Genomic DNA, 23,481 nt, shown 5'->3' on the forward strand with positions numbered 1-23,481 from the left:
TTCAGCCTCCGAGCGCTGCGAGGTATTCGCTGTAGAAGAGTGCCAATCCGATAGCCGACGCAATAGCCGCCAGCAACCAGAATCTGATGATGACCGTGGTTTCAGCCCACCCGGCGAGTTCGAAGTGGTGATGGAACGGCGCCATTCGGAAGACCCGCCGTCGGCTGGACCGGAACACCGCTACCTGGATCACCACCGACGCGGCCTCCGCGACGAACAGTGCACCGATGACCACCATCAACAGTTCCGTGCTGGTGGTGATCGACAATCCGGCGAGCATGCCGCCGAGGGCAAGAGAACCGGTGTCGCCCATGAAGATCTTGGCGGGTGCGGCATTCCACCAGAGGAAACCGATGCACGCGCCGGCGCCGGCCGCGCAGAGCACCGCGAGGTCGAGCGGGTCTCGGACGTCGTAGCAACCCTTACCGGGATTCGTCTCGCACGAGTAGCGGAACTGCCAGAACGTGATGATGACGTAGGCGCCGAGAACGAAACTCATCGCTCCGGCGGCCAATCCGTCGAGGCCGTCGGTCAGGTTGACGGCATTGGACCAGGCGCTGACCAGTAGGTAGCAGAAGGCGATGAAGACCACGGAACCGAGTGAGACGGTGGCGATGTCGCGGACGTACGACAGATGAACACTGCCCGGAGTCAGCCCGTCGTCACCGCGGAACTGAAGGGCCAAAATTCCGAAGGCAATGGCAGCGACGAACTGGCCGACCAGCTTCGCTGTCTTGTTCAGTCCCAGATTGCGCTGCTTGCGGATCTTGATGAAGTCGTCGAGGAAACCGACTCCACCGAGCGCGGTGGTCAGACCGAGAACGAGTAGGCCGGACGCCGACGGTCCCTCCGCGTTGTCCATGCCGAGACCGATGAGGTGTGAGCCGAGATAGCCGGCCCAGATTCCGGTCAGGATCGCGACGCCGCCCATCGTGGGAGTGCCGCGCTTGGCCTGGTGACTGGCTGGACCTTCGGTTCGGATCTCCTGCCCGAAACCTTGTTTCGAGAACGCCTTGATCAGGATCGGCGTGAGCATGATGGAGACCGCCAGCGCGATGCCTGCGGCGAGAAGAATCTGGATCACTGCGAATCCCCGCCGTTCTCGCCATCGGTGTTCTCGCTGTCGGTGTTCTCGCTGTCGGTGTTGGGCGTTGCAGCCAGTATCGCTTCGGCGACCGTCCACAGTTCCACCGACTTGGACGCCTTCACCAGGACGAGATCGCCCGGTTCGAGTTCCGCTTCGAGAATGGCGATTGCCGCAGCTGCGTCGGGCACGACGACGGACTCGTCACCCCACGACCCCTCCATCACTGCTCCTTGATGCATTGCACGCGAGGTGCGGCCCGTCCCGACGACGATCAACTTGCTGACATCGAGTCTGACGGCCAGGCGACCGATCGCGTCGTGCTCGACAACTGATTCCGGTCCGAGCTCACCCATCTCTCCGAGCACAGCCCAGCTACGGCGACCGAAGTGCCGATCCGATCGCGCCATGGACACCAACGCTTTGAGCGCAGCGCGCATGGAATCGGGATTGGCGTTGTAACTGTCGTTGACGACGGTGACGCCGTCGGCGCGCTCGGTGACTTCCATCCGCCTCGCGGACGCTGCCTTCGTGCCCTCGAGGACACGTGCGATGTCTGTAACCGCGAGGCCGTTCTCGAGTGCGACGGCCGCCGCGGCCAGGGCGTTGCTCACGTGGTGTTCGCCGTGAACGGCCAGGCGAATACGTGCAGAACCCTGTGAACAGTTCAGTGTGAAGGAAGCCCTGGCCTGGTCGTCGACAACCACGTCGGTCGCCCGAACGTCGCAGTCTTCCGACTGGCCGACGAATACGATCCGGGCCTTGGTTCGACTCGCCATTGCGGCGACCATGCGGTCGTCGGCGTTGAGGACCGCAACTCCACCGTCGGCTGCCGACGGGAGTGCTTCCACCAGTTCACCTTTGGCGACCGCGATCGCTTCACGCGAACCGAACTCACCGAGATGGGCAGTGCCCACATTGAGAACTACGCCGATCTTCGGCGGCGCGATCTTCGTCAGTTCGCCGACATGACCGACCCCACGGGCCGACATCTCGAGAACGAGGAAGCGGGTCTTCTCGTCGGCGCGGAGCACTGTCCACGGCAGACCCAATTCGTTGTTGAACGACCCGGGGGGCGCAACCACCTCGCCGCACTCGCGCAGCAGCGCTGCTATCAGATCCTTGGTCGAGGTCTTGCCGGCAGAACCAGTGACACCGACCAGCGTCAGTCCACCATCGGCCGGTGTGCCATCAGTTGCCAGTTCGTCGACGACTGCTCGGGCCAGAAGGCCGAGGGCATGCAGGACCGCGGCTCCGGACCCGTCGGTGTCGTGTTCGAGCAGCATCACTGCACTGGGACCGTCGTTCGGCACCGATGGAACGACGATTGCCGGAACTCCGACCGGCCGCGCCGCGAGCACCGCCACAGCGCCCGCTGCCACCGCCGCTTCCGCGTGATCATGACCGTCGACACGCGCTCCGGGTAGGGCGAGGAAGAGCCCACCTGGAGCTACTTTGCGCGAATCGAATTCGACGGTTCCAGTCACCTGCGTCGACGAATCGTCGACGTCGTGCAGGGTTCCTCCGACGATCTCGGCGATCCGAGAGAGCGTCATCGGGATCATTGCTTGCCTCCATGTGCTGTGTTGATCGCGAATCGGCCGATCATTTCGCCCAACACCTCGCGGTCGTCGAACGGGTGTTTGACCCCGTCGATTTCTTGACCTACTTCGTGGCCTTTGCCTGCCACCAGGACGACATCTCCTGGCTGTGCCCACCGGACTGCTTGCTCGATCGCGGCGGCCCGGTCCCCCACTTCGCGAACCTCGCCGCGTTCGGATTCGGGCACGTCCATGGCGCCTTGCATCACCGAAGCGCGAATCTTCGCCGGATCCTCGGTGCGTGGGTTGTCGTCGGTGACGATCAGCAGGTCTGCGCCACGCGCACCCGCTTCACCCATCAGTGCCCGTTTGCCGGCGTCGCGATCCCCGCCTGCGCCGACCACCACGGCAACGCGACCGGGAACCTGGTTGCGCAGCGTGGCGATCACAGCTTCGAGCGCTGCCGGTTTGTGCGCGTAGTCGACCACGGCGAGAAAGCTCTGCCCCCGGTCGATCCGCTGAACTCGCCCCGGGACGTCCACGGTCCCGAGCGCTCGAACAGCCGCGTCCGGGTCGAGGCCCGCAGCAAAACTGACGGTCAACGCCAGCGCAGCGTTGGCCACGTTGTATCGCCCGGGGAGACGAAGTGAGACTGGCCACGACTGTCCGTCCGGCCCGACCAACTCGAAGGTCTGCGAGCCGTCCTCTGCAACCTCGACTGCGCCGACCGTCCACTCGGCCTCGGCCGTCGAGGTCGAGACCGTGGTCACCGCGTCGCTCTCGTCGGTCGCGGCCAACTCGGCCATCCGTCGACCCCACACGTCGTCGACGCAGACGACGGCATGCTCGGCTCGCACCGTCGACTCAGGATCGAACAACCGAGCCTTGGCCTGGAAGTACTCCTCGAAGTCCCGATGGAAATCCAGGTGGTCCTGCGAAAGATTGGTGAACGCGCCGATGTCGAAGCGGATGCCGTCGACGCGTCCGAGAGCGAGAGCGTGACTGGAGACCTCCATGACGACGGTATCGATCCCCTGCTCTGCCATCACGGCGAACAGAGCATGCAGTTGCGGAGCTTCCGGCGTGGTCAGAGCGCTGGGCACCCGGCGGCCGTCGATTCGAGTCTCGATGGTCCCGACCAGGCCGGGCTTGCGGCCGGCTCCGGCAATCGCAGCTTCGAGCAAGTACGACGTCGTGGTCTTGCCCGATGTACCGGTAATGCCGACGACCTGCATCTTCTCCGAGGGCCGGCCGTAGATTTCCGCGGAGATCTCACCGAGCACATCCCGCGGGTTCGGATGAACGAGAACTGGGACGGACCGGTCAGGCGCCTTGTCCGCGGCCTCGATCAGTTCGAGGCCGGCCTCGTCGGTCAAGATCGCGGTCGCACCGCGCCCCAGAGCGTCGACGGCGAACTGAGCGCCATGGGTCCGTGCACCGGGCAGAGCGGCGAAGAGGTCATCGGTCACGATTCCCTGCGCACGCAGGTCGACGCCCTTGACGACGACCTCCGAGGACTGTGATCCCGGTTGCCCCACCCATTCGAGGCGAGCCCCGGACAGTTCGGAGAGCGCCGTGATCGCGGTAGCAACCGGTTGTGTCGGACGCGTCCCGGGAGCGCCGTCCGAGTTCGACGATTGCAAACGATTCGGCACTGTCACTCGACTCCTGGCAATTGTCGTTGTTCTATCGCGGTCGTTGTCTATGGCGGTCGTTGTCTATGGCGGTCGCAACGCAAGCAAAGTTCGGCGCACTGCGATGAATGAGGTTACTGCGACGTTTGAGATTACCGTGTCCGGGATTCACCCGAAGACCGTGTCGAAACCGACACACCGCAATCAGTCCGCCTGCAACACCAACTTGCGACCGGGGTCCGGCGACATCGGGACACTGTCACGCTGGAGCATCCACGACGCGATGTTGTGGAACAACGGTGCCGCCGACTGACCGCCGCCGCCGTCCACGCCGCGAACCGGTGCGTCGAGCATGATTCCGATCACGAATCGAGGATTGTCCGCAGGCGCGATTCCCGCGAAGGTGATCCAGTAGTTGGAGTTGGAGTAGCACTTGCACGCGGGATCCACCTGCTGCGCGGTCCCGGTCTTTCCACTGACCTGGTATCCCTCCACACCCGCGGCAACACCGGTTCCTCGTTGGTTGCCGGTGTCTTCCTGAGTGACCGACCGGAACATGTCCCGAACGGTCGCCGCTGTCTGGGCGCTGACCACCTCGACGCCCTCGGGCTGCGGCGTCTCGGTCCGCGTGCCGGAAGAATCGACAGTCGACTTCACGATCCGCGGAGGAATTCGCACGCCGTCGTTGGCAATGGCCTGGTACATCCCGGTCATCTGCAGGGTTGTCATCGAGAGACCCTGCCCGATCGGCAGGTTCGCGAAGGTTCCGCCCGACCACTGGTCGCGACTCGGAACGCTGCCCGCGCTCTCGCCGGGAAGTCCGACGTCGGTGCGTTGTCCGAGGCCGAACCTGTTCAGCATGTCTGCGTAGCGATCCTCGCCCACTCGCTGAGCGAGCATCAAGGTGCCGACGTTCGAGGACTTTCCGAACACACCGGTAGAGGTGTACGGGGCCACACCGTGATCCCACGCGTCCTTGACTGTGGCACCGGACATCGTGATGCTGCCCGGGACCTGCAGAACTTCGTCCGGAGTTGTCTTACCGTCCTCGATGGCCGCTGCTGCGGTGACGATCTTGTTCACCGATCCGGGCTCGAACGGCGTACTGACCGACGGATTGCCCATTTCGGCTGTCGGCGCGTTCTTGTCAATGCCGATTGCGGGGTTGAAGGTGCTGTCGTTGGACATGGCCAACACCTGTCCCGTCTTGGAGTCCATGACCACAACCGAAGCGTTCTTTGCGCCCGACTTGTCCTTGGCGATCTGGACCTGCTGCTGAACGTAGAACTGGAGGTCCGAATCGATGGTCAGCTCGACACCCGAACCGTTGACTGCCGGTTGCTTGTCACGCCAGCTACCGGGGATCACAGCGCCGTCGGAACCGCGGTCGTACGTTTCGGATCCATCGGTTCCGGCGAGCGTGGAGTCCATCGAATCTTCGAGACCGAGCAAACCGTGCCCGTCCCAGCCGGTCGCGCCGACGAGATTCGCGGCCAGAGAGCCACCGGGGTACTCGCGGATGTCCTGACGCTCGAGGCCGACCTCCCGGAACTTGTCCGAGATCTCGGCAGCAACCGCCGGATCCACACTGCGCGCGAGGTACGTGAAAGTCTCGTTGCTGTTCATCTTCTGAAGCAGATCTTTTTCCGGAACGGTATCGCCGAGCTTGGCGTGGATTCCGGCGGCGATCTCGGCGAGGCGATCGCTCACTTCCGGCGCCTGCTTGTCACCCTCGGCTCCCTGCTCGATGCTCTTGGCGCGCGCTTCCTCGAGTTCCTTGCGTACCCGCACCGGCTGGAAAGTCAGCGCCTTGGCTTCCATGGTGAAGGCGAGGGGGTTTCCGTTGCGATCGGTTATCGAGCCACGTACAGCCGGATCGACCTGGGTCGTGGTTCGTTGATTGGCAGATTCCGCAGCCAGACTCGGCGCGTCGATTCCCTGAATCCACAAGAGCTGCAATGCCGCAACGGCGAGCGCACCACACATGGTGATACGACCGACTCGCTGACGAAACGGAAATGAGGCGGTGGCCGAGCGGCGCGGACGCCGACCGGGGTTGTTACGGGAGTTCTGACTCACCGACGTTCCTCAGGCGGAGCAGGCACCGCCGTCGTGGTGGCGGGTGCTGTCGTCGTGGGGATCACAGGAACCAATTGTTCACTCTGCGCGAGGTTTCGCGTGTTATTCGGAACGCTCGGCGTGGCTCCGGGAGCAACCGGCGTTGTGGTGCGCGGGGGTGTCGCAGTCGGTGCGGGCACCGATGTGGGCGCATCGAGCGGCGGCATAGCTCCGGCAGTCGCGGGAGTCGGCGTTCCGACGACCTCGACCGAACCGTCCGGATGAACTACCAGTCGTGCTGGGTCCTTGGCGGGGACCATGCCGAGAGCGCTTGCCTGATTTGCCAACTCCGGAGCCGAGTTACGCGACTGGAAGTCACGTTCGAGCGCTGCTTTCTGCTCGACCAAAGACTGGTTGTATGCACGTGCATCACTGAGTTGGTACGAATCCTCGGCAGCGCGAGTGGTCAGCAGCAGAGTCACCGCGAGACCGATGGACAGAAGTCCGATGACGGAGGCCACGAACGGCACTCTCCCCTTGAGCATCGCCCGAGGAGAGATAGACGGGCCGGCAGCAGCGACAGTTCCGGTCCGGCCTGCCGCCCGTGCGGTGCGCTTGTCGTATGCACGTTGCGCTGCACCGGATTTGCCCTGACGACTCATGCCCGCCTCCTGGAAATGCGTTCTGCGGCACGCAAACGCACCGGAGCTGATCGTGGGTTCTCTTCGATTTCCTGCTCTGACGCACGTTCTGCGCCACGGGTGAGAATGCGGAACTCCGGTCCCATACCCGGCAACTCGACCGGTAGTCCTTCAGGACTGGTGGACTTCGAGCGGGGAACCAACTCCGCCTTCACAACTCGATCCTCGAGCGACTGGTAGGACATGAACACCACTCGCCCACCGACTGCCAGTGCGTCGAGCCCGGCAGGAACGGCTGCACGAAGCGAATCCAACTCGGCATTGACTTCGATCCGCAGCGCTTGGAAGGTGCGCTTGGCCGGGTGTCCCCCCGTACGCCGCGTGGCTGCCGGGATTGTTCGGTACAGCAATTCGACCAGAGCTGCACTGGTGGTGAAGGGTTCACGCTCACGCTGCCGAAGGATCTCGGACGCAATCTTTCCCGCGAACCGTTCTTCGCCGTACGTGCTCAGAATGCGAGCAAGGTCGCCGTGACTGTAGGTGTTCAGGACCTCTGCCGCGGTCAGCCCGACCGTCTGATCCATCCGCATGTCGAGAGGAGCGTCGATCGAGTACGCAAAACCTCGGTCGGCTTCGTCCAACTGCATCGACGACACACCCAGATCGAAAAGGATCGCGTGAACCGACTCCGTCGACGGCAGACCTGCCTGTTCGAGCGCGTCCTCGATCCCGTCGTACGTGGTGTGCACGAACGTCGTTCGGTCCGCGAATGGCGCCAGACGCTCGGAAGCGATCCGGAGTGCGTTGGTGTCGCGATCGAGACCGATGAGGTGAAGGCCCGGGTACTTGCCCAGGAAGAATTCGGAGTGGCCACCGAGCCCCAACGTCGCATCGATCATGTATGCGCCCGCTCCACCGTCACCGACGGCGGTGATGGCAGGGCCGAGAAGATCGTCGGCGCGGTGAAGAAGTACAGGGACGTGCGCGAAGCCATCGGCATCCGAGGGTTCGTTCACCTCGTGATCCACCATGATTGCTCCGGCTCCTACTTTCATGATTTCCGATGACTTTTCGAAAAGGTGCTGACTTTCCGAGAAGGCGATGACTGTTCGAGAAGGCGAATGCTTCGAGGTCCCTGCCCGAAGGAGAACCTGGCGCTGGGGAAGTGCGTCAGGGTCTTTCCGGGCAGAGGCCTCGCGGCATTCGCCGGGGGCTCTTCGCCTAGACGATCTCGCTGAGAGATTCGCCTGTTGCCTGCGAATAGTCCTCTTCGTTGTCTCCGAGATACCTCTCCCAGGCTGCTAGATCCCAGATCTCGAGGTAATCGACGGAGCCGGTCACTACGCATTCCTTGGACAGGTTTGCGTAACGCCGATGATCAGCCGAGAGGGTGATTCGCCCCTGGGCATCGGCGTGCTGTTCATCTGTGCCGGCGGCCAGGGCACGGACATACGCCCGAGCTGCCGGATCATTGCGTGGAGCTGCCGCTGCCTTTCGAGCAAGCTTGACGAACTCGTCCCGGGGGTAGATGGCGAGGCTGTGATCCTGACTCTTGGTGATCATCAATCCTCCTGCCAGTTCGTCTCGGAACTTTGCCGGCAACGTGAGCCGACCTTTGTCGTCGAGCTTCGGCGTGAAGGTACCGAGGAACACTCGACACCTCCTGCGAGCTTGCGCTGAAACCCTCCCTATCGAGCGGATCGTGCTTCAGCTCTCCGCCCGAACCCACAGTACCCCACTTTCCCCCACAAACAAGGAGCACATGGTCCCTATTCAGCATCATTTGCTGATAAATAGCAGGTCAGCGCAGGTGGGGAGACGTGGGGGAAATTTGTAACCGTGTCCCGGCCCACACCGCCGTCAGATCGACCCTTTACGCCACGATCTGTTGCTCCCCCACACAAAATCGCAGTACAAGCGCGGTTTTCGAATAGACGTGAGCGGGACGAGGTCTGGTCGTGCGCTGCAGTTCGACCAGGGTGGAGGAAAGTGGAGGGCCGAGTGGAGCGAAGTGGAGGAAGCCCGCGGGCATGCCCTGAGGCAGCAGGAGTGGCGAGTGATTCGCTCGCACGTCACTGATTCACTCGATGGATTGCCGGCGCACACGCACAACACCCACAGCAACGGCGTGTGGCGGTCGGCAACCTTGGTTGCCGACCGCCACACGTGTGGTCGTCCGTGCCCTGAAGAGGGCGTCACGTCCGAACTGCATCACTCTCGAAGTACGCCCGAAGAAGGGCGGGAGAGCTAGTCCTGCTCGAACCTGCGTTTGAATCGATCTTCCATCCGCGACGAGAATCCGCCGCCGGACTTCCGGCCGCGTCCCCGCCCGGATCCGCCGGCACTACCCCTACCCGGCGGACCGGAGGGATGATTGCCACCTTCGGAAGCGGAGTCGGCGGCCGGCGCAGACTTACGTCCACCACCCCAGAGGAACAACACCCCTGCGCCGAACATGAACAAGAAACCGAACAGGCTGATGATCGGAAAACCGCCCGGCTTGAGCGGGAGTGCAACCCCCGCGATCAGCAGGACCAGACCCAGCACGAATAGAGCCGCTGCTTGGAACCGCCGTCTACTCGATGGCGCCCGCATACGGCCGCCCCTCACATTGGAGGCGAACTTGGGGTCTTCGGCATAGAGAGCGCTCTCGATCTGATCGAGCATGCGCTGCTCGTGCTCGGAGAGTGGCACGGTACCTCCCCCGGCACTGGAAGTTTGGCAACCACCCCACGGTGTGAGGCGGCGGGTAATCAAGTTGGACGATTACCTGTTTTCATAATACGAGCAGTTTAGGTCTCGGACCACCAACTCCGGGTACGAGTTCCGCCACAAGCGTACGTATTCGTGCCGAAGGGCCCCGATTCGGCTCCATTTGCCTGTGCGGACCAGGAAATTCCCCGGAAACAACTGCCGACACGGACCATTTGTTCACGACGCTCGCAAATGCTCGGACGCGTCCTGACCGATGAAATCTTCGACCGCCGTGAGAAAACGGCCGACCTCGGCGAAGAATGCGTCGGAATCGGAGTCCGTGATCACGATCGACACGCCGGTTTCCACGGCCGCACGCGTAGAGGACCACCCTGCGAAGAACTTCGACCACGCTCCGAACGCGGGCGCTGCGGCGTCCATCAGAACCCACGCGTTTCCGCTTCGCTTGCGCTTCGAGCCGGCACCGGCAGGAGCTGCGGCCAACACTGCCCCGGCACCACGTAGGGCCGCCAGGTAGGCACACCGGAACCGGTCGGCAGGATCGCCCGCCCCAATCGCTTCCTCGAGAAGCGCATCCGCCTTCCGGAGCAGCCCCCACGCCACACCGGACTTTCCCACTCGAGCAGTGCGGTCGCTGACGTCCCTCGCGCCGAAGGACCGCCTCGCCGACATCGGCAATCGAGAAATTGCGGCATCCGACGGACTCGACAACTCGGCAGGAAGAGTTCGTTGGCACTTCACACGTTCAGGCTTCACACGCTCGGACATCGGGGCACCTCCTGCACCGTGAGGATCCAAGACCAGGTGGGCCGGAGATGCCCGCTTCCCTTCGGGCATCTCCGGATCACCCACATCGAACATCTGTTCGACCTATTCAATATAACTGCACCCACCGACACGCCGTCAAGAGAAGAGGTGAGACCGGTCGACCCGCAGATCGCCTGGACACCACATACGGTCGACCTCGATCGCGCAGAATTCGTGAGTCGACTCCACGAGGCACTGGCCGTGTACGTCACCGCGATGGACTATCCGCGAGGAACCGAGTTCCATCGCGCACCGATGTGGCAGGAGCACGCGAACCGGCCTGGCTGGAAGGCAGTCGGCGCTTTGGCGGTTCCTCAGCAACCGTCACACGAAAATCTGCCGCTGGTGGGGATCGCTTACGGGTATCGCGGGAGCCCGGACCAGTGGTGGCATCAACAGGTACTGCACGGGCTTCGGCGCTCGGGTCGTCCCCAGAGCGAGATCGACGCGATTCTGAGCGACTACTTCGAACTCACCGAACTCCACGTGCATCCGAACGGACAAGGTCACCGGTTGGGCGAATCGCTCTTGCGTCACCTCCTCGTCGATCGACCCGAACGCAGTGTTCTGTTGTCGACACCCGAGGTGTACGACGAGGACAACCGAGCCTGGCGGCTGTACCGTCGCCTCGGCTTTCGTGACGTGCTCCGCAGATTTCGTTTTGCCGGCGACAACCGGCCGTTCGCAGTCCTCGGCCGTGGACTCCCGCTGTGAGCGCACTTCTCGACGCCGTCGTCGTCGGCTCCGGACACAACGCGCTCGTATCGGCCGCCTACCTCGCACGCGAGGGTTGGTCGGTCGAGGTTCTGGAGAAGGACACGGTTCTCGGCGGCGCAGTCTCGACCGTCGAGCGATTTCCCGGATACAAGGTGGACCGGGGGTCGTCGGCACACCTCATGATCCGACACAGCGGCATCATCGAGGAACTCGGACTCGGCGCGCACGGACTGCGCTACATCGACTGTGACCCGTGGGCGTTCGCGCCGCCCGCCCCGGGCACCGACGGGCCGGGCATCGTGTTTCACCGCGACCTCGACGCAACCTGCTGGTCCATCGAACGAGCATGCGGGACAAAGGACGCCGACTCCTACCGGCGATTCGTCGCGGTCTGGTCGGAGCGCAGTCGACATGTCATGAAAGCGTTTTCCGCACCGCCCACCGGATCGAACCTGATCGGTGCGTTCGGAGGTCTCGCCACCGCACGCGGCAACAGCGAACTGTCTCGGCAGTTCCTCGCGCCTGGCGACGCACTGCTCGACGAGTATTTCGACAGTGAGGCACTCAAAGCAGCGCTTGCGTGGTTCGGCGCCCAGTCCGGGCCTGCGATGTCGGAACCGGGAACCGCTCCGATGGTCGGCTTCGCGGCCCTCATGCACATCTTGCCGCCAGGGCGAGCAGTCGGTGGAAGCGGCGCACTGAGTGCTGCGTTGGCCTCCCGGATGGCCGTCGACGGCGCCACGGTCGCGCTCGGTGACGGCGTGACGTCGATCCGCCGAAACTCGAGTCACTGGACCGCCACAACCGAGAGCGGTCGAGAAGTTCACGCTCGCAAGGTAATCGCCGGGTGCCACATCCTGACCACGCTCGACCTCCTGGGCCGAGGGGGCTTCGACCGAACCACGCTCGATCACTGGCGGCGGAAAATCAGGGTCGGCCCCGGCATCGGCGCGGTACTTCGACTGGCGACATCCGCGCTTCCGTCGTACCGCGGCGACGCCACGACACGGGAAAGTACCTCGGGATTGCAATTACTCGTCTCCGATCGCGCACACTTGCGCACTGCACACGGCGCAGCACTGGCGGGGGAACTTCCTCCTCGCCCTGCGGTTCTCGGAATGAGTTTCAGCGGAATCGATCCCACGATCGCCCCGGCCGGTCGGCATCAGGTGACACTGTGGTCGCAGTGGCAACCGTATCGCCTCAGCGGACATCGCGATTGGGCATCGGTCGCCGAGGCGGAGGCCGACCGGATCGTCGGCGAGATGGAGGCTTTCGCACCCGGGTTCGCCGATTCCGTCCTCGACCGGTTCATTCAGACCCCCCGGGACATCGAGTCGGAATTGGGGATGATCGGCGGAAATGTCATGCACGTCGAGATGTCACTCGATCAGATGATGTTGTGGCGACCGCTTCCGGAACTGTCCGGCCATCGCGTTCCGGGAGCAGACGGGTTGTATCTGACCGGAGCATCGACTCATCCCGGTGGCGGTGTGTCCGGAGCCAGTGGTCGCAGTGCGGCTCGAATCGCACTGTCGGACAGCCGCCGGGGCGCGACTCGTCGTTGGATGCGTCGTTCGAGCAGGTCGTGAAGGTCACCCGCCGAACTTCACCCGCCGACACGCCCCCGCCTCGATGACTGGCTACGCCACGGCTGGCACGATGACCACTGTGCAACAGTCCACCGATCCCGCCGCCAAGCCGACCAGTCGGAAACGTTTCCTGACGGTTGCCGCGCTCGCCCTCATGCTTGTTCCCTTGCTTGCCGGGTGCATCCGCGTGCAGGTGTCGATGGGAGTGTCCGCGAACGATCGTGTGACCGGACAGGTGGTAGCTGCCGCTATTCCGGCGAACGAGGCGGACAAGGGTCCGCAGCTGACCCCACCTTCGTCGCTGGAGGACAAGATACGGGTTCAGGAGTACAAGAAGGACGGGTACGTCGGCAGCCAGGCGTTCTTCAGCGACTTGTCCTTCGGTGACGTCGCCCAACTGGGCTCCATGTACGCCGAGGGGTCCGGGTCGTTCCAGATCACCCTCAAGCGATCCGGGGACACCGTCACGCTCGACGGCAAGGCAGACCTGAAGACGGTTCCAACTCAGGGCGCCGACGTCCAGGTCAGCATCGCCTTCCCGGCACGGGTCGGCACGACCAACGGAACACGAGACGGCGATTCCCGGGTGTCGTGGACCTTGCCCGCCGGCGAGGTGTCGACAATGCGCGCCGAGGTCAACTACGCGGACCCAAGCACCCGAAGCTTCGCCGGGTGGGCAGGAATCATGGCCGGGCTGGCGCTCGGTGTCGCGATTGTCGTCGGTGCGATGGCCTGGATGGCGCGCAATCGAGCACCGATCAAGCGCGCGCCCGCCGCGAAAGCACCGGTCATGAAGACGCCTGTCACGAAATCACCTGCCAGCAAGCAAGCTGACAACAGGAATCCGAAAAACACCACGAAGTAGCGCCTGGCGATTGCCCCACTCGATTGGTGTCGAGCGGGGCAACCGGGATCAGACGGCTTGCGCTGTCCCGACAGAGGTGTCGGGGGTGAGACCGAGTCGCTCGAGGACCTCACTGGTGGCGCGCGCAAAGTTCAAAGTGATGAAGTGCAGGCACGGAGCGCCTTCGGCGATCAACCGCTCACCCATCTCGGTGGCCAGATCGATGCCGAGTTCGCGGACCGCTGCACGGTTCTCGTCCGGACCGCTTCCGGCCGCGGCGTCGAATCGACGCTCGAGAGCGGGGGGCAACGACGAGCCCGAGAGCTCGAGCATGCGCCGCACCGAGCGCAGCGACGTCACCGGCATGATCTCCGGGATGATCGGCTTGGCGCCCTGTTCTGCGTCGTACGCACTCACCCGGTCACGAAGACGCAGGTAGTCCTCCACGTCGAAGAACATCTGCGTGATCGAGTACTCGGCGCCGGCACGCAACTTCGACACCAGGTACTTCGTGTCGTATGCCAAGTCCGGAGCGCGGTAGTGCCCCTCGGGGAACGACGCGACGCCGACGTGGAAGTCGCCCAGGTCACGGACCATCCGCACGAGTTCCTCGGCGTACTCGACGCCTTCGGGATGCTTCTTCCATTCGCCGAGCGGATCGCCGGGCGGATCGCCGCGCAATACGAGGATGTTGCTGATCCCACGATCGGCGTAGGCACCGACCATGGCGCGAAGCTCTTCGGTGCTGTGTGAGACAGCAGTCAGGTGAGCAACCGGCAGCAGGGTCGTCTCTTCGGCAAGTTCGCCGGTGACACGCACCGTACGATCGCGCGTCGAGCCACCTGCGCCGTAGGTCATCGAGACGAATGCCGGTCCGAGCCGCTCGAAGGTACGCACCGCACGCCACAGGCGCGCTTCGGCGTCCGCGTCACGCGGCGGCGAAAACTCGACCGAGAACGGAATACGGCTACCTGTCGAGGAAGCGATCCGATCGACGATCGACGGTGTTCGGGTGGCCCATCCCTCGCTGGAGCGGCCCCTGACTGGATCGAATGTCACCGGTCAAGCATATGTTTTCCAGCTGCAAACAAGCTCATCGCCCAGTACTGCGTATCCCGAATGTCAGGATCGCGCAGTTCACGGCCCGACCCGCCGTTGATTCCAACCCCCACTAAGCTGGGCTCCAAGCTCGCTTCCGTGTAACCCTCCGGCGCGAGAACATACCGATCTTGGAGGCCACCCTGTCCGCAGGAACCGCGCGCGTTGGACAGAGTTCGACCAACACCGCACCGCATCCGACCTCACTCGAACTGCCGGGTCTGTTCGAAGCAGCGCTCCGCGACTTCTTCGATTCACGCCGCGAACTCGTCTCGAACATCGGCGGTGGATACGAGGAGGCCGTCAGCACCCTCGAGGCCTTCGTCCTGCGCGGAGGAAAGCGCGTCCGACCGTCGTTCGCCTGGACGGGATGGCTCGGCGCCGGAGGCGACCCGAACGGTAAGAACGCAGACGCGGTGATTCGTGCGTGCGCCGCCCTCGAACTGGTGCAGGCCTGCGCGCTCGTCCACGACGACATCATCGACGCATCCACGACCAGGCGCGGCTTCCCGACCGTTCACGTCGAATTCGAGAACCAGCACCGAGACGAGGAGTGGAGCGGCGATTCCGCGCACTTCGGCGAGGCCGTCGCCATTCTTCTCGGCGACCTGGCCTTGGCCTGGGCGGACGACATGATCCGAGAATCCGGGATCAGCCCCGAGGCGGCCGCACGTGTCAGCCCGGTCTGGTCGGCAATGCGCACCGAGGTGCTCGGTGGCCAATTCCTCGACATCAGCAACGAAGCCCGAGGCGACGAGACCGTCGAGGCAGCCATGCGGGTCAACCGCTACAAGACCGCCGCGTACACGATCGAACGCCCACTGCACCTCGGCGCCGCGCTGTTCGGTGCGGACGCCGAGTTGGTCGATGCCTACCGGACCTTCGGCACGGACATCGGTATCGCCTTCCAACTTCGCGACGACCTGCTCGGTGTCTTCGGAGATCCGTCCGTCACGGGCAAACCGTCGGGCGACGATCTCATCGCCGGTAAGCGGACTGTCCTGTTCGCGATGGCGCTTGCCCGCGCCGACGCCGCAGATCCGGCGGCAGCAGAACTGCTCCGCAACGGAATCGGCACCCAGTTGACCGACAACGAAGTCGACACTCTGCGTCAGGTGATCACCGATCTTGGCGCCGTCACCGACGTCGAAACGCAGATCGACACCCTCGTCGAGGCAGCTGCGAACGCCCTCGACTCGAGCACGGCAACGGCAGAGTCCAAGGCTCGCCTGACCGATATGGCGATCGCGGCCACGAAGCGAAGCTACTGACCGTGGCAGACGTGCACCGCACTCGAACCGTCAGCTCGCCGACCGATCGAGTCGTGATCGTCGGCGCGGGACTTGCCGGACTGTCTGCGGGGTTGTATCTGCGTGGCGCCGGCCGCGACGTCACGATCCTCGAGAGCAACGGCTCGGTCGGCGGGCGAGTCGGTGTCTACCAGGGCAGTGACTACAGCATCGACAACGGCGCAACGGTGCTCACGATGCCCGAACTCGTCGAAGACGCGCTTGCCGCCGTCGGTGCCGACCCAGCGTCGACAAACCCCAAATTCGTTGTGCACAAGCTCGATCCGACGTACCACGCGCGATTCGCAGACGGCACCGCTCTCGATGTCCACGCCGATCCAGAAGACATGGCTGCCGAGGTCTCCCGTGTCTGCGGGCCGGAAGAAGCGCAGCGATACCGTGCGTTGCGGCGATGGCTGAACCGTATCTTCGACGCGGAATTCGACCGCTTCATGGACGCCGACTTCGATTCTCCCCTCGGACTGGTCAATTCGCGTGACGCAGTCAAAGATCTGAGCCGGCTCGTCGCACTGGGAGGATTCGGGAGACTGGGCGCGCAGGTGGATCGCAAGATCCGCGACCCTCGCCTCCGGCGGATCTTCACCTTCCAAGCGCTGTATGCGGGCGTTGCTCCGTCTCGGGCCCTCGCGGTGTACGGGGCGATCGCTCACATGGACACCTCACTCGGCGTCTACTTCCCCGAGGGCGGGATGCGCACGATCGCCGAGTCGATGGCCGACGCCTTCACCGAGGCCGGCGGAATTCTGAATCTCGGCCGCACTGTCGAACGCCTCGAGGTGAGCGGACGGCGCGTGCACACCGTTCACACACGCGACGGCGAGCGCTTCGACTGTGACGCCGCCGTCCTCACTCCCGACATGGCCGTCACGGACTCGCTCTTGCGCCCACATACGCGATTGCGTCCGCGCCCGGTGCGTACATCGCCGTCCGCTGTCGTGATTCACGGCACTGTTTCCTCCGCGGTCGCCGACGAATGGCCCGCGCAGCGACACCACATGATCGACTTCGGCGAGGCGTGGAAGCGTACCTTCGCCGAGATCACGGCACGCCGCGGCCGCGGGCGACTGATGAGTGATCCGTCACTGCTCGTCACCCGACCGGCACAGACCGATCCGAGCCTGGCCTTCTCGCGAGACGGCCGGATCCGTGAACCGCTGTCAGTCCTCGCGCCGTGCCCGAATCTGGACAGTGCAAGGCTCGACTGGTCGAGTCTCGGCCCGCCCTACGTGCGCGAAATCATCCTCACGCTGCAAGAACGTGGCTACACGGGACTGGTCGAAGGGTTCGAGATCGATCACGTCGACACCCCGCAGACCTGGCTCGAAAAGGGCATGGCCGCGGGTAGCCCGTTCGCGGCGTCACACACCTTCACCCAGACGGGGCCGTTCCGACGCAAGAACCTCGCCCGCGGCTTCGACAACGTCGTTCTCGCCGGATCGGGAACCGTTCCGGGGGTGGGAGTACCGACCGTTCTGCTGTCCGGACGGCTCGCCGCCGAACGTATTACCGGTACACGCGAGCGAGCCAGCGCGGTGGGCACTCGTGCGAGCAACTAAACTGGCCCCTCGTAACCGACCATTCATCCACGATTCACCGACTCGGGCGCTGCATGCGCCGATCGACACCGATCTCCTCGGGGGAGGAACCTGCACCGATGACGTCCTCTGCCGCAGCCACTGAAAGACCGTGGCACCTAAGGGCCGCCAATTTCCTTCGGACTCCCGAAGGTCACAGTGCACTGCTCGGTTTCTTCGGCGCAGTCATGATCACTTTCGGCGGATTCGGTGCCGGTAGCGTCCGGCGCCAAGATCCGCTGCTCGAGTCGATGCATCTGTCCTGGCTCCGTTTCGGACACGGATCGATTTTGTCGGCGGCCATCGTCTGGATCGGTGTCCTGTGCATGATCGCCGCCTGGGTTCGACTGGGCCGCTCGACTCTGCGCGGTGACGTCTCGTTGCGCGGCCTGCGCTACGTCGTCCCGGTCTGGACGTTTCCGCTGCTGTTCGCGGTGCCCATGTTCAGCCGTGACGCCTACTCCTACCTGGCGCAAGGCGCGTTGTTGCGCAACGGCTTCGACCCGTATGCCGTCGGCCCCGTCGTCAATCCGGGAATCCTGCTCGACAACGTCTCCAACGTGTGGACGACGACAACTACCCCGTACGGTCCGGTTCACCTTCTCCTTGCCGACGCCATCGTTCGGCTGACCGGTGAGAACGTCATCGCCGGCACGATGCTGTTGCGGATCACGATGCTCCCCGGACTCGCCCTGATGATGTGGGCCGTTCCCCATCTCGCGACGAAGCTCGGCGGAAACACCTCGATCGCCCTGTGGCTCGCAGTACTCAATCCCCTCGTCCTGATCCACCTGATCGGCGGCGTTCACAACGAGATGCTCATGGTCGGCCTCATGGCCGCAGGCATTGCGCTCGCTCTCGAACGCAAGCACCTCTTCGGGATCGGGCTGATCGCGCTCGCCGTCGCGATCAAGGCAACCGCAGGCGTCGCACTTCCCTTCATAGTCTGGATCTGGATGATCCATGAGCGGGAGGACGCCGCAGCCGCCGGGCGAGAACCGGCGTCACCGATCCGATCGTTCGTCAAAACGGCCGGCGCAGGTTTCGCGGTGTTCGTGGCGGTACTCGGATCCACCTCACTGATCGCCGGAGTCGGCCTCGGCTGGACGACGGCACTCTCCGGTTCGGCAAAGATCATCAACTGGCTCTCGCTGCCCACGATCGTGGCGCACATCGGAACCATGGCAACCTCCTGGTTCGCCGGCGACCATTTCAACGACATCCTCGAAGTCTCCCGGACCATCTCGGCGGTTGTGTTGATCGCGATCATCGCCGTCGTGTGGTGGCGCTACCGCAAGACCGAGCGCGACGCCGTCATGGGCATCGTGATCGTGATGGTCGCCATCGTCGTTCTGTCCCCCGCAGCACTCCCCTGGTACTACTCCTGGCCGCTGGCAGTAGCTGCCGGTTTCGCAATGTCGCCGACGACTCTCGCCGTACTGACCGGGCTGTCCACCTGGCTGATGCTGGTGTTCCAGCCAGACGGATCGATCGGCCTGTACACCTTCCCGCACGTGGCTCTGGCCATCGTCGCTGCCGTGATCGCGGCGATGTCCTTGCAGACGGAAGACCCACTGCGACTTCGTGGACGCAAACACGAGAAACCGATCGAAATGACGTCAGCCGCCTCGGCGCCCTCGACGTCAGGATCTGCGTGATCCGCGTGTCATGAACGCACTGCCTGCGTCCTATGAATTCTGCGAGGGCGTGACGAGGGAACACGGCCGAACGTACTTTCTGGCCACCCGGTTGTTGCCCGTACCTCGACGCCGCGCAGTTCACGCGCTCTACGCATTTGCTCGCGTCGTCGACGACATCGTGGACGAACCCTCGGGTCCGCATGAACGAGGCACGGTGCTCGCCGACGTCGAACGTGCAGCCGTCAACGCACTCGACAACCCCACTGCGACAGGTGGCTTCCCGTCGACGGTTCCCCTCGACCTGACACGCGTACTCCCGGCCTTCGCGGATGCTGTGAAGACGTTCGACATCCCGCGCGCATATTTCGACGCCTTCTTCGAGTCCATGCGGATGGACGCCCCCGACACGGCGAAGTTTCGACCCGTTTACAACACGATGGACGAACTCAGCGAGTACATGTACGGCTCTGCCGTCGTCATCGGTTTGCAGATGCTCCCGATTCTCGGAGTGAGCGTTCCGCAGCAGGAAGCGGTAGTGCCCGCGTCGAATCTCGGTGAGGCGTTTCAGCTGACCAACTTCATCCGCGACGTCGGTGAAGACCTCGACCGGGGACGTCTGTATCTACCGGCGGGCGAGTTCGCCGCATTCGGGGTCGACATCGAGATGCTCGAACATGGGCGAAGAACCGAAACGGTGGACGTTCGGGTGAAGCGCGCGCTGGCACACTTCATCGCCGTGACGCGGGGGCGGTATCGGACCGCCGAATCCGGCATCCCGCTGCTCGACCGACGGGTCCAGCCGTCGATCCGCACGGCTTTCGTGTTGTACGGAGCAATTCTCGACCAGGTCGAGCGCGCCGACTTCCGGATACTGCATCGACGTGTGTCCGTTCCCGGACGCACGCGACTTCGAGTCGCTGCGCCGGGTCTGGTCCGGTCGGCAACCTACGCGGCGAAAAACCGCATGCGGTGAGTTGTCAGAAGGCCGGCAGCTCAGAAAGCCATGGCCTGTGCGCGGCGGATGACCTCACGCGCGAGATCACCATGCAGTGCGTCCACCGGGCGCCCCGGCAGGGAATCGTCGGCCAGGAACAACCAGCGGAGGATTTCGACATCGGTGTAGCCGCCGTCGTGCAGCACCGCCAGCAGACCGGGCAGCCACTTGACGATCTGGCCGTCCTCGCCGAAGAACACTTCGGGGACACCGAGAACGCCATGCCGCTTGACTGCGATGATCTTGTGATCGCGAAGCAACTGGTGAACCTTGCTCACCGGCAACCCGACGTTCTTCGCCACATCCACAAGCTGGAACAGGGAAACCGAAGAATCCAGGACATCATCACAATAAGGAATCGCGCTCACCGCGAGAAGTTTATCCGGTCCGGCGAGCCCGCTGTGTACCGCCCGGTGCAGTGCTCGAAACTGCCGCTCCGCTCAGGTCACAACGCTCTGTGACGTTCTCGAGACTTCCGCGTCGGTATCGCTGGCTACGATGGACGGGATGCGGCATATCAGTAACCGGGATTTCGCGGTGGATGTAAATGGGTGCCCTCACTGCGGGAACCGGTACGCGGTATACAACCACCCACATTGCTGACAGCTACCACCCAGACCGCAAGCAGACAGATCACAAGCACGCAGATCACAAGCACGCAGATCGCAAGCACGGAGGAACAGTCATTACGGAGGTCGAGGGTTGATCGGCGAAATGCTCGAGCGCCGCTATCGAGTGGACGCACCGATCGCGCGCGGCGGTATGTCGACCGTGTATCGAGGCCTCGATACACGGTTGGATCGACCTGTCGCGATCAAGGTGATGGATCCGCAATTCGCCGGCGATCCAGCGTTCCTGACTCGTTTCGAGTTCGAGGCCCGGGCCGTGGCCCGACTCAAGCATCCGGCCCTTGTGGCCGTCTACGACCAAGGCAGCGATCGCAATCACGTGTTCCTCGTGATGGAACTCGTCGACGGTGGAACCTTGCGTGAACTCCTTCGTGAGCGCGGACCGATGCCGCCACACGCAGTCGCTGCAGTAGTGGCACCTGTCCTGGACGCGTTGGCGGTGGCGCATCGAGCGGGACTGGTTCACCGTGACGTCAAACCCGAGAACATCTTGATCTCGGACACCGGCGAAGTGAAGATCGCCGACTTCGGATTGGTGCGTGCAGCTGCGGCAGCAACCACCACCTCCAACAGCGTGATCCTCGGCACCGCGGCCTATCTGTCGCCGGAACAGGTGACGTCAGGAATTGCCGACACTCGAAGCGACGTCTACTCGACCGGCGTGTTGATGTTCGAACTTCTCACCGGTACAACACCGTTCACCGGCGATACGTCACTCTCCATCGCCTACCAACGCATCCACGACGATGTCCCGCGCCCAGGTTCACGTATCCCCGGTGTACCGGCGCAGTTCGATCGTCTGGTCGCCGAAGCCACTCACCGCGAGCCCGCACATCGTTTCGCCGACGCCGGTGAGATGGCAGCTGCACTTCGCAGTGTGAGCGAGCAACTGGAACTTCCGTCATACCGCGTTCCCGCTCCGCGTCGAAGCGCCCAGCACCAGAGCGCGCAAGTTGCCCCGGCCCGGCCACAACCGGCGCCTGCGCCTCCCACGGAGGTACACCCGAACTCTGCTGCGCGCCCGAACCCTGCTGCCACGACGGTATTGGCGTCCGGCGTGGCCCCGGCTGTGGCAGCCACCACGGCGCTCGGCACGGGCTCTCCTCCCCCTGGCGGTATCCAGCACACTCGCGCGGTCACCGCACAAACTGCTCGTCCGGCGACGGTCGACGGCGACTCGGATTTCGACGACGGTTCCGATTTCGGCGACGACCACCCGGGGCACGACGATCCGCATGCTCATTTTGTCGAGGCACGACGCAAATCGCGACGAGCCACCCTGATCTGGCTGCTCGTCATCGCGGTCCTCGCGCTCGCGTTGGGCTTCGGCGGATGGTGGATGGGCTCGGGCCGCTATACAGCTGTTCCCTCGATCGACGGGCTGACCAAGGACACTGCGGTCACCGCTCTGCAGGACGCCGGGCTCTCCCCCGACGTCCAGGGTCAGTACTCCGACGCCCAACCCATCGACACGGTGATCGGGACGGACCCGGCCTCCGGCTCGAGGGTTACCAAAGGCTCGACCGTCGCGCTGCTGACTTCGCTCGGGCGTCCGACTGTCCCGCCCATTCCGGCCGGCGGCGACGTCTCGGCCCTGGGCGCACAACTCGCCGACCGCACTCTCGTCGCGGTCGACGGCGGGGACACATTCAGCTCCAAGATCCCGATCGGCGGCGTGGCCGCGCTCGACCCGGCACCGGGAACCGAAGTTGCCGTGGGCTCCTCGGTCAAGGTCATCACATCCAAAGGGTCACCGCCCGTGGACATTCCCGATGTGAAGGGCATGTCCGAGAACGCTGCGCGCGCCGCCCTCGACAAGGTAGGCATCTCAGTCAGCACCACCAGAACAACGTTCGACGACGCCGTCGAGGGCGGTAGCGTGATCGGCACCGATCCCGCAGTCGGGTCCTCCGTCAACGCCGGCACCTCCGTGGTTCTGCTCATCTCCGACTCCGTCAAGGTTCCCTCGCTGATCGGCCGCTCCGTCTCCTCAGCACGCGAAGAACTCGGCCGCCTCGGCCTCGAGATCACCGTGCGTCAGCTCACCCAGAACGACAGCTCGGTCATCATCAGCCAGAGCGTCAAGAACGACCTCGTTGCCAAGGGCACCGACATCAGCGTCGTCGCAATTCCCTGACAGTCCGCTTCGGCCTAATCTGAATTCATGGCCACGTGGGAACCCGAGAGCATTGGGATACTCGACTTGCCGTCGGGGAGATCGATTCGGGGTCGAGGACTCCGCAATCCACTTCCTTCGGGACCTCTCCCCACCTTCGGCGTCTATCTGACCGGTAAAGAACCTCCCGACACCGAGTGGGAGTCGGAGTGGGTCCGCTGGCGAGATTTCTGGTTGCCGAGCGATCCCGATGCGCTGCGCAGGGCCTTGCACGAAGTGTGGGTGCGCTCGGAAACCGAAAGAGTCGAGATCGCGTGCGGTGGTGGATACGGCCGCACCGGAACAGCGTTGGCCGCTCTTGCCGTCATGGACGGAGTGCCCAGTAAGGACGCCACCGCGTACGTTCGCGCACGTTACTCACCTCGCGCCGTCGAAATGCCCTGGCAGCGCCGATTCGTCACACGATTCACGCAATAGCGAACGCCCC

20 protein-coding genes are annotated in these 23,481 nt (G+C 63.9%); 9 read left to right on the top strand and 11 right to left on the bottom strand.

The genetic code is table 11. The annotated features are described in order from the left end of the window. Position 1: 1 nt before the first annotated feature. The 9 genes from mraY to RA302_RS17050 all read right to left on the bottom strand — a co-directional run bounded on the left by mraY (position 2) and on the right by RA302_RS17050 (position 10,441). Entirely contained in the window at positions 2–1,084 is a 1,083-nt protein-coding gene (gene mraY / locus RA302_RS17010) for a phospho-N-acetylmuramoyl-pentapeptide-transferase (RefSeq protein ID WP_003941699.1), read from the bottom strand. Then, positions 1,081–2,649: a UDP-N-acetylmuramoyl-tripeptide--D-alanyl-D-alanine ligase gene (murF, locus tag RA302_RS17015; RefSeq protein ID WP_054827537.1), complete on the bottom strand. Its 1,569-nt coding sequence runs from the start codon at positions 2,647–2,649 to the stop codon at positions 1,081–1,083. The genes mraY and murF overlap by 4 nt, the downstream gene beginning before the upstream one ends. Further along, complete coding sequence (locus tag RA302_RS17020) at positions 2,646–4,280, bottom strand: UDP-N-acetylmuramoyl-L-alanyl-D-glutamate--2,6-diaminopimelate ligase (RefSeq protein WP_042921840.1); 1,635 nt, start codon at positions 4,278–4,280, stop codon at positions 2,646–2,648. The genes murF and RA302_RS17020 overlap by 4 nt, the downstream gene beginning before the upstream one ends. Positions 4,281–4,463: 183 nt before the next feature. After that, positions 4,464–6,338, bottom strand: coding sequence for a penicillin-binding protein 2 (locus RA302_RS17025; protein ID WP_003941764.1), 1,875 nt, complete (start codon positions 6,336–6,338; stop codon positions 4,464–4,466). Next, positions 6,335–6,979, bottom strand: a complete 645-nt coding sequence (locus RA302_RS17030; protein ID WP_003941715.1) for a hypothetical protein — start codon at positions 6,977–6,979, stop codon at positions 6,335–6,337. Before RA302_RS17030 ends, RA302_RS17025 begins: the two co-directional genes overlap by 4 nt. Next, entirely contained in the window at positions 6,976–7,989 is a 1,014-nt protein-coding gene (gene rsmH, locus RA302_RS17035; protein WP_007730079.1) for a 16S rRNA (cytosine(1402)-N(4))-methyltransferase RsmH, read from the bottom strand. Before rsmH ends, RA302_RS17030 begins: the two co-directional genes overlap by 4 nt. Positions 7,990–8,179: 190 nt before the next feature. Then, complete coding sequence (gene mraZ, locus RA302_RS17040) at positions 8,180–8,611, bottom strand: division/cell wall cluster transcriptional repressor MraZ (protein ID WP_003941779.1); 432 nt, start codon at positions 8,609–8,611, stop codon at positions 8,180–8,182. Positions 8,612–9,205: 594 nt separating this feature from the next. Next, on the bottom strand, positions 9,206–9,652 hold the full coding sequence (locus RA302_RS17045; protein ID WP_003941660.1) for a DUF3040 domain-containing protein: 447 nt from the start codon (positions 9,650–9,652) through the stop codon (positions 9,206–9,208). A 237-nt stretch (positions 9,653–9,889) separates the two neighbouring features. After that, entirely contained in the window at positions 9,890–10,441 is a 552-nt protein-coding gene (locus RA302_RS17050) for an SAV_6107 family HEPN domain-containing protein (RefSeq protein WP_256261698.1), read from the bottom strand. Positions 10,442–10,588: 147 nt separating this feature from the next. Here RA302_RS17050 and RA302_RS17055 point away from each other — a divergent pair, with 147 nt between their 5' ends. The 3 genes from RA302_RS17055 to RA302_RS17065 all read left to right on the top strand — a co-directional run bounded on the left by RA302_RS17055 (position 10,589) and on the right by RA302_RS17065 (position 13,654). Continuing rightward, positions 10,589–11,194, top strand: a complete 606-nt coding sequence (locus RA302_RS17055) for an N-acetyltransferase (protein WP_054827542.1) — start codon at positions 10,589–10,591, stop codon at positions 11,192–11,194. After that, on the top strand, positions 11,191–12,789 hold the full coding sequence (locus RA302_RS17060) for an NAD(P)/FAD-dependent oxidoreductase (RefSeq protein ID WP_003941731.1): 1,599 nt from the start codon (positions 11,191–11,193) through the stop codon (positions 12,787–12,789). The genes RA302_RS17055 and RA302_RS17060 overlap by 4 nt, the downstream gene beginning before the upstream one ends. Before the next feature lie 70 nt (positions 12,790–12,859). Further along, positions 12,860–13,654, top strand: a complete 795-nt coding sequence (locus RA302_RS17065; RefSeq protein WP_063892119.1) for a hypothetical protein — start codon at positions 12,860–12,862, stop codon at positions 13,652–13,654. Positions 13,655–13,702: 48 nt separating this feature from the next. Here RA302_RS17065 and RA302_RS17070 read toward each other — a convergent pair whose 3' ends face one another. Further along, on the bottom strand, positions 13,703–14,692 hold the full coding sequence (locus tag RA302_RS17070) for a methylenetetrahydrofolate reductase (RefSeq protein WP_003941803.1): 990 nt from the start codon (positions 14,690–14,692) through the stop codon (positions 13,703–13,705). Between the two features lie 170 nt (positions 14,693–14,862). Here RA302_RS17070 and RA302_RS17075 point away from each other — a divergent pair, with 170 nt between their 5' ends. From RA302_RS17075 to RA302_RS17090, 4 genes are all read left to right on the top strand, one after another. Then, complete coding sequence (locus RA302_RS17075; protein WP_083291516.1) at positions 14,863–16,002, top strand: polyprenyl synthetase family protein; 1,140 nt, start codon at positions 14,863–14,865, stop codon at positions 16,000–16,002. 2 nt (positions 16,003–16,004) lie between these two features. Beyond that, positions 16,005–17,597: a phytoene desaturase family protein gene (crtI, locus tag RA302_RS17080; protein WP_070160813.1), complete on the top strand. Its 1,593-nt coding sequence runs from the start codon at positions 16,005–16,007 to the stop codon at positions 17,595–17,597. Positions 17,598–17,695: 98 nt separating this feature from the next. Further along, positions 17,696–19,273, top strand: a complete 1,578-nt coding sequence (locus RA302_RS17085) for an alpha-(1->6)-mannopyranosyltransferase A (protein WP_003941737.1) — start codon at positions 17,696–17,698, stop codon at positions 19,271–19,273. Between the two features lie 10 nt (positions 19,274–19,283). Beyond that, on the top strand, positions 19,284–20,228 hold the full coding sequence (locus RA302_RS17090; RefSeq protein ID WP_070160815.1) for a phytoene/squalene synthase family protein: 945 nt from the start codon (positions 19,284–19,286) through the stop codon (positions 20,226–20,228). Positions 20,229–20,248: 20 nt separating this feature from the next. Here RA302_RS17090 and RA302_RS17095 read toward each other — a convergent pair whose 3' ends face one another. Then, the gene (locus RA302_RS17095) at positions 20,249–20,617 is read right to left on the bottom strand and encodes an Rv2175c family DNA-binding protein (protein WP_003941747.1); all 369 of its coding nucleotides are present in this window, start codon (positions 20,615–20,617) and stop codon (positions 20,249–20,251) included. A gap of 334 nt (positions 20,618–20,951) precedes the next feature. Between RA302_RS17095 and pknB the strand changes: the two genes are divergently transcribed. Both pknB and RA302_RS17105 read left to right on the top strand, forming a co-directional pair. Next, the gene (pknB, locus tag RA302_RS17100) at positions 20,952–23,015 is read left to right on the top strand and encodes a Stk1 family PASTA domain-containing Ser/Thr kinase (protein ID WP_003941667.1); all 2,064 of its coding nucleotides are present in this window, start codon (positions 20,952–20,954) and stop codon (positions 23,013–23,015) included. 27 nt (positions 23,016–23,042) lie between these two features. Then, positions 23,043–23,471 carry a protein-tyrosine phosphatase family protein gene (locus RA302_RS17105; protein WP_003941706.1) on the top strand — a complete coding sequence of 143 codons (429 nt, stop codon included), beginning with the start codon at positions 23,043–23,045 and terminating at the stop codon, positions 23,469–23,471. Positions 23,472–23,481: the final 10 nt, after the last annotated feature.

The organism is Rhodococcus sp. DN22 (assembly GCF_036669995.1).
GTDB lineage: Bacteria > Actinomycetota > Actinomycetes > Mycobacteriales > Mycobacteriaceae > Rhodococcus_F > Rhodococcus_F erythropolis.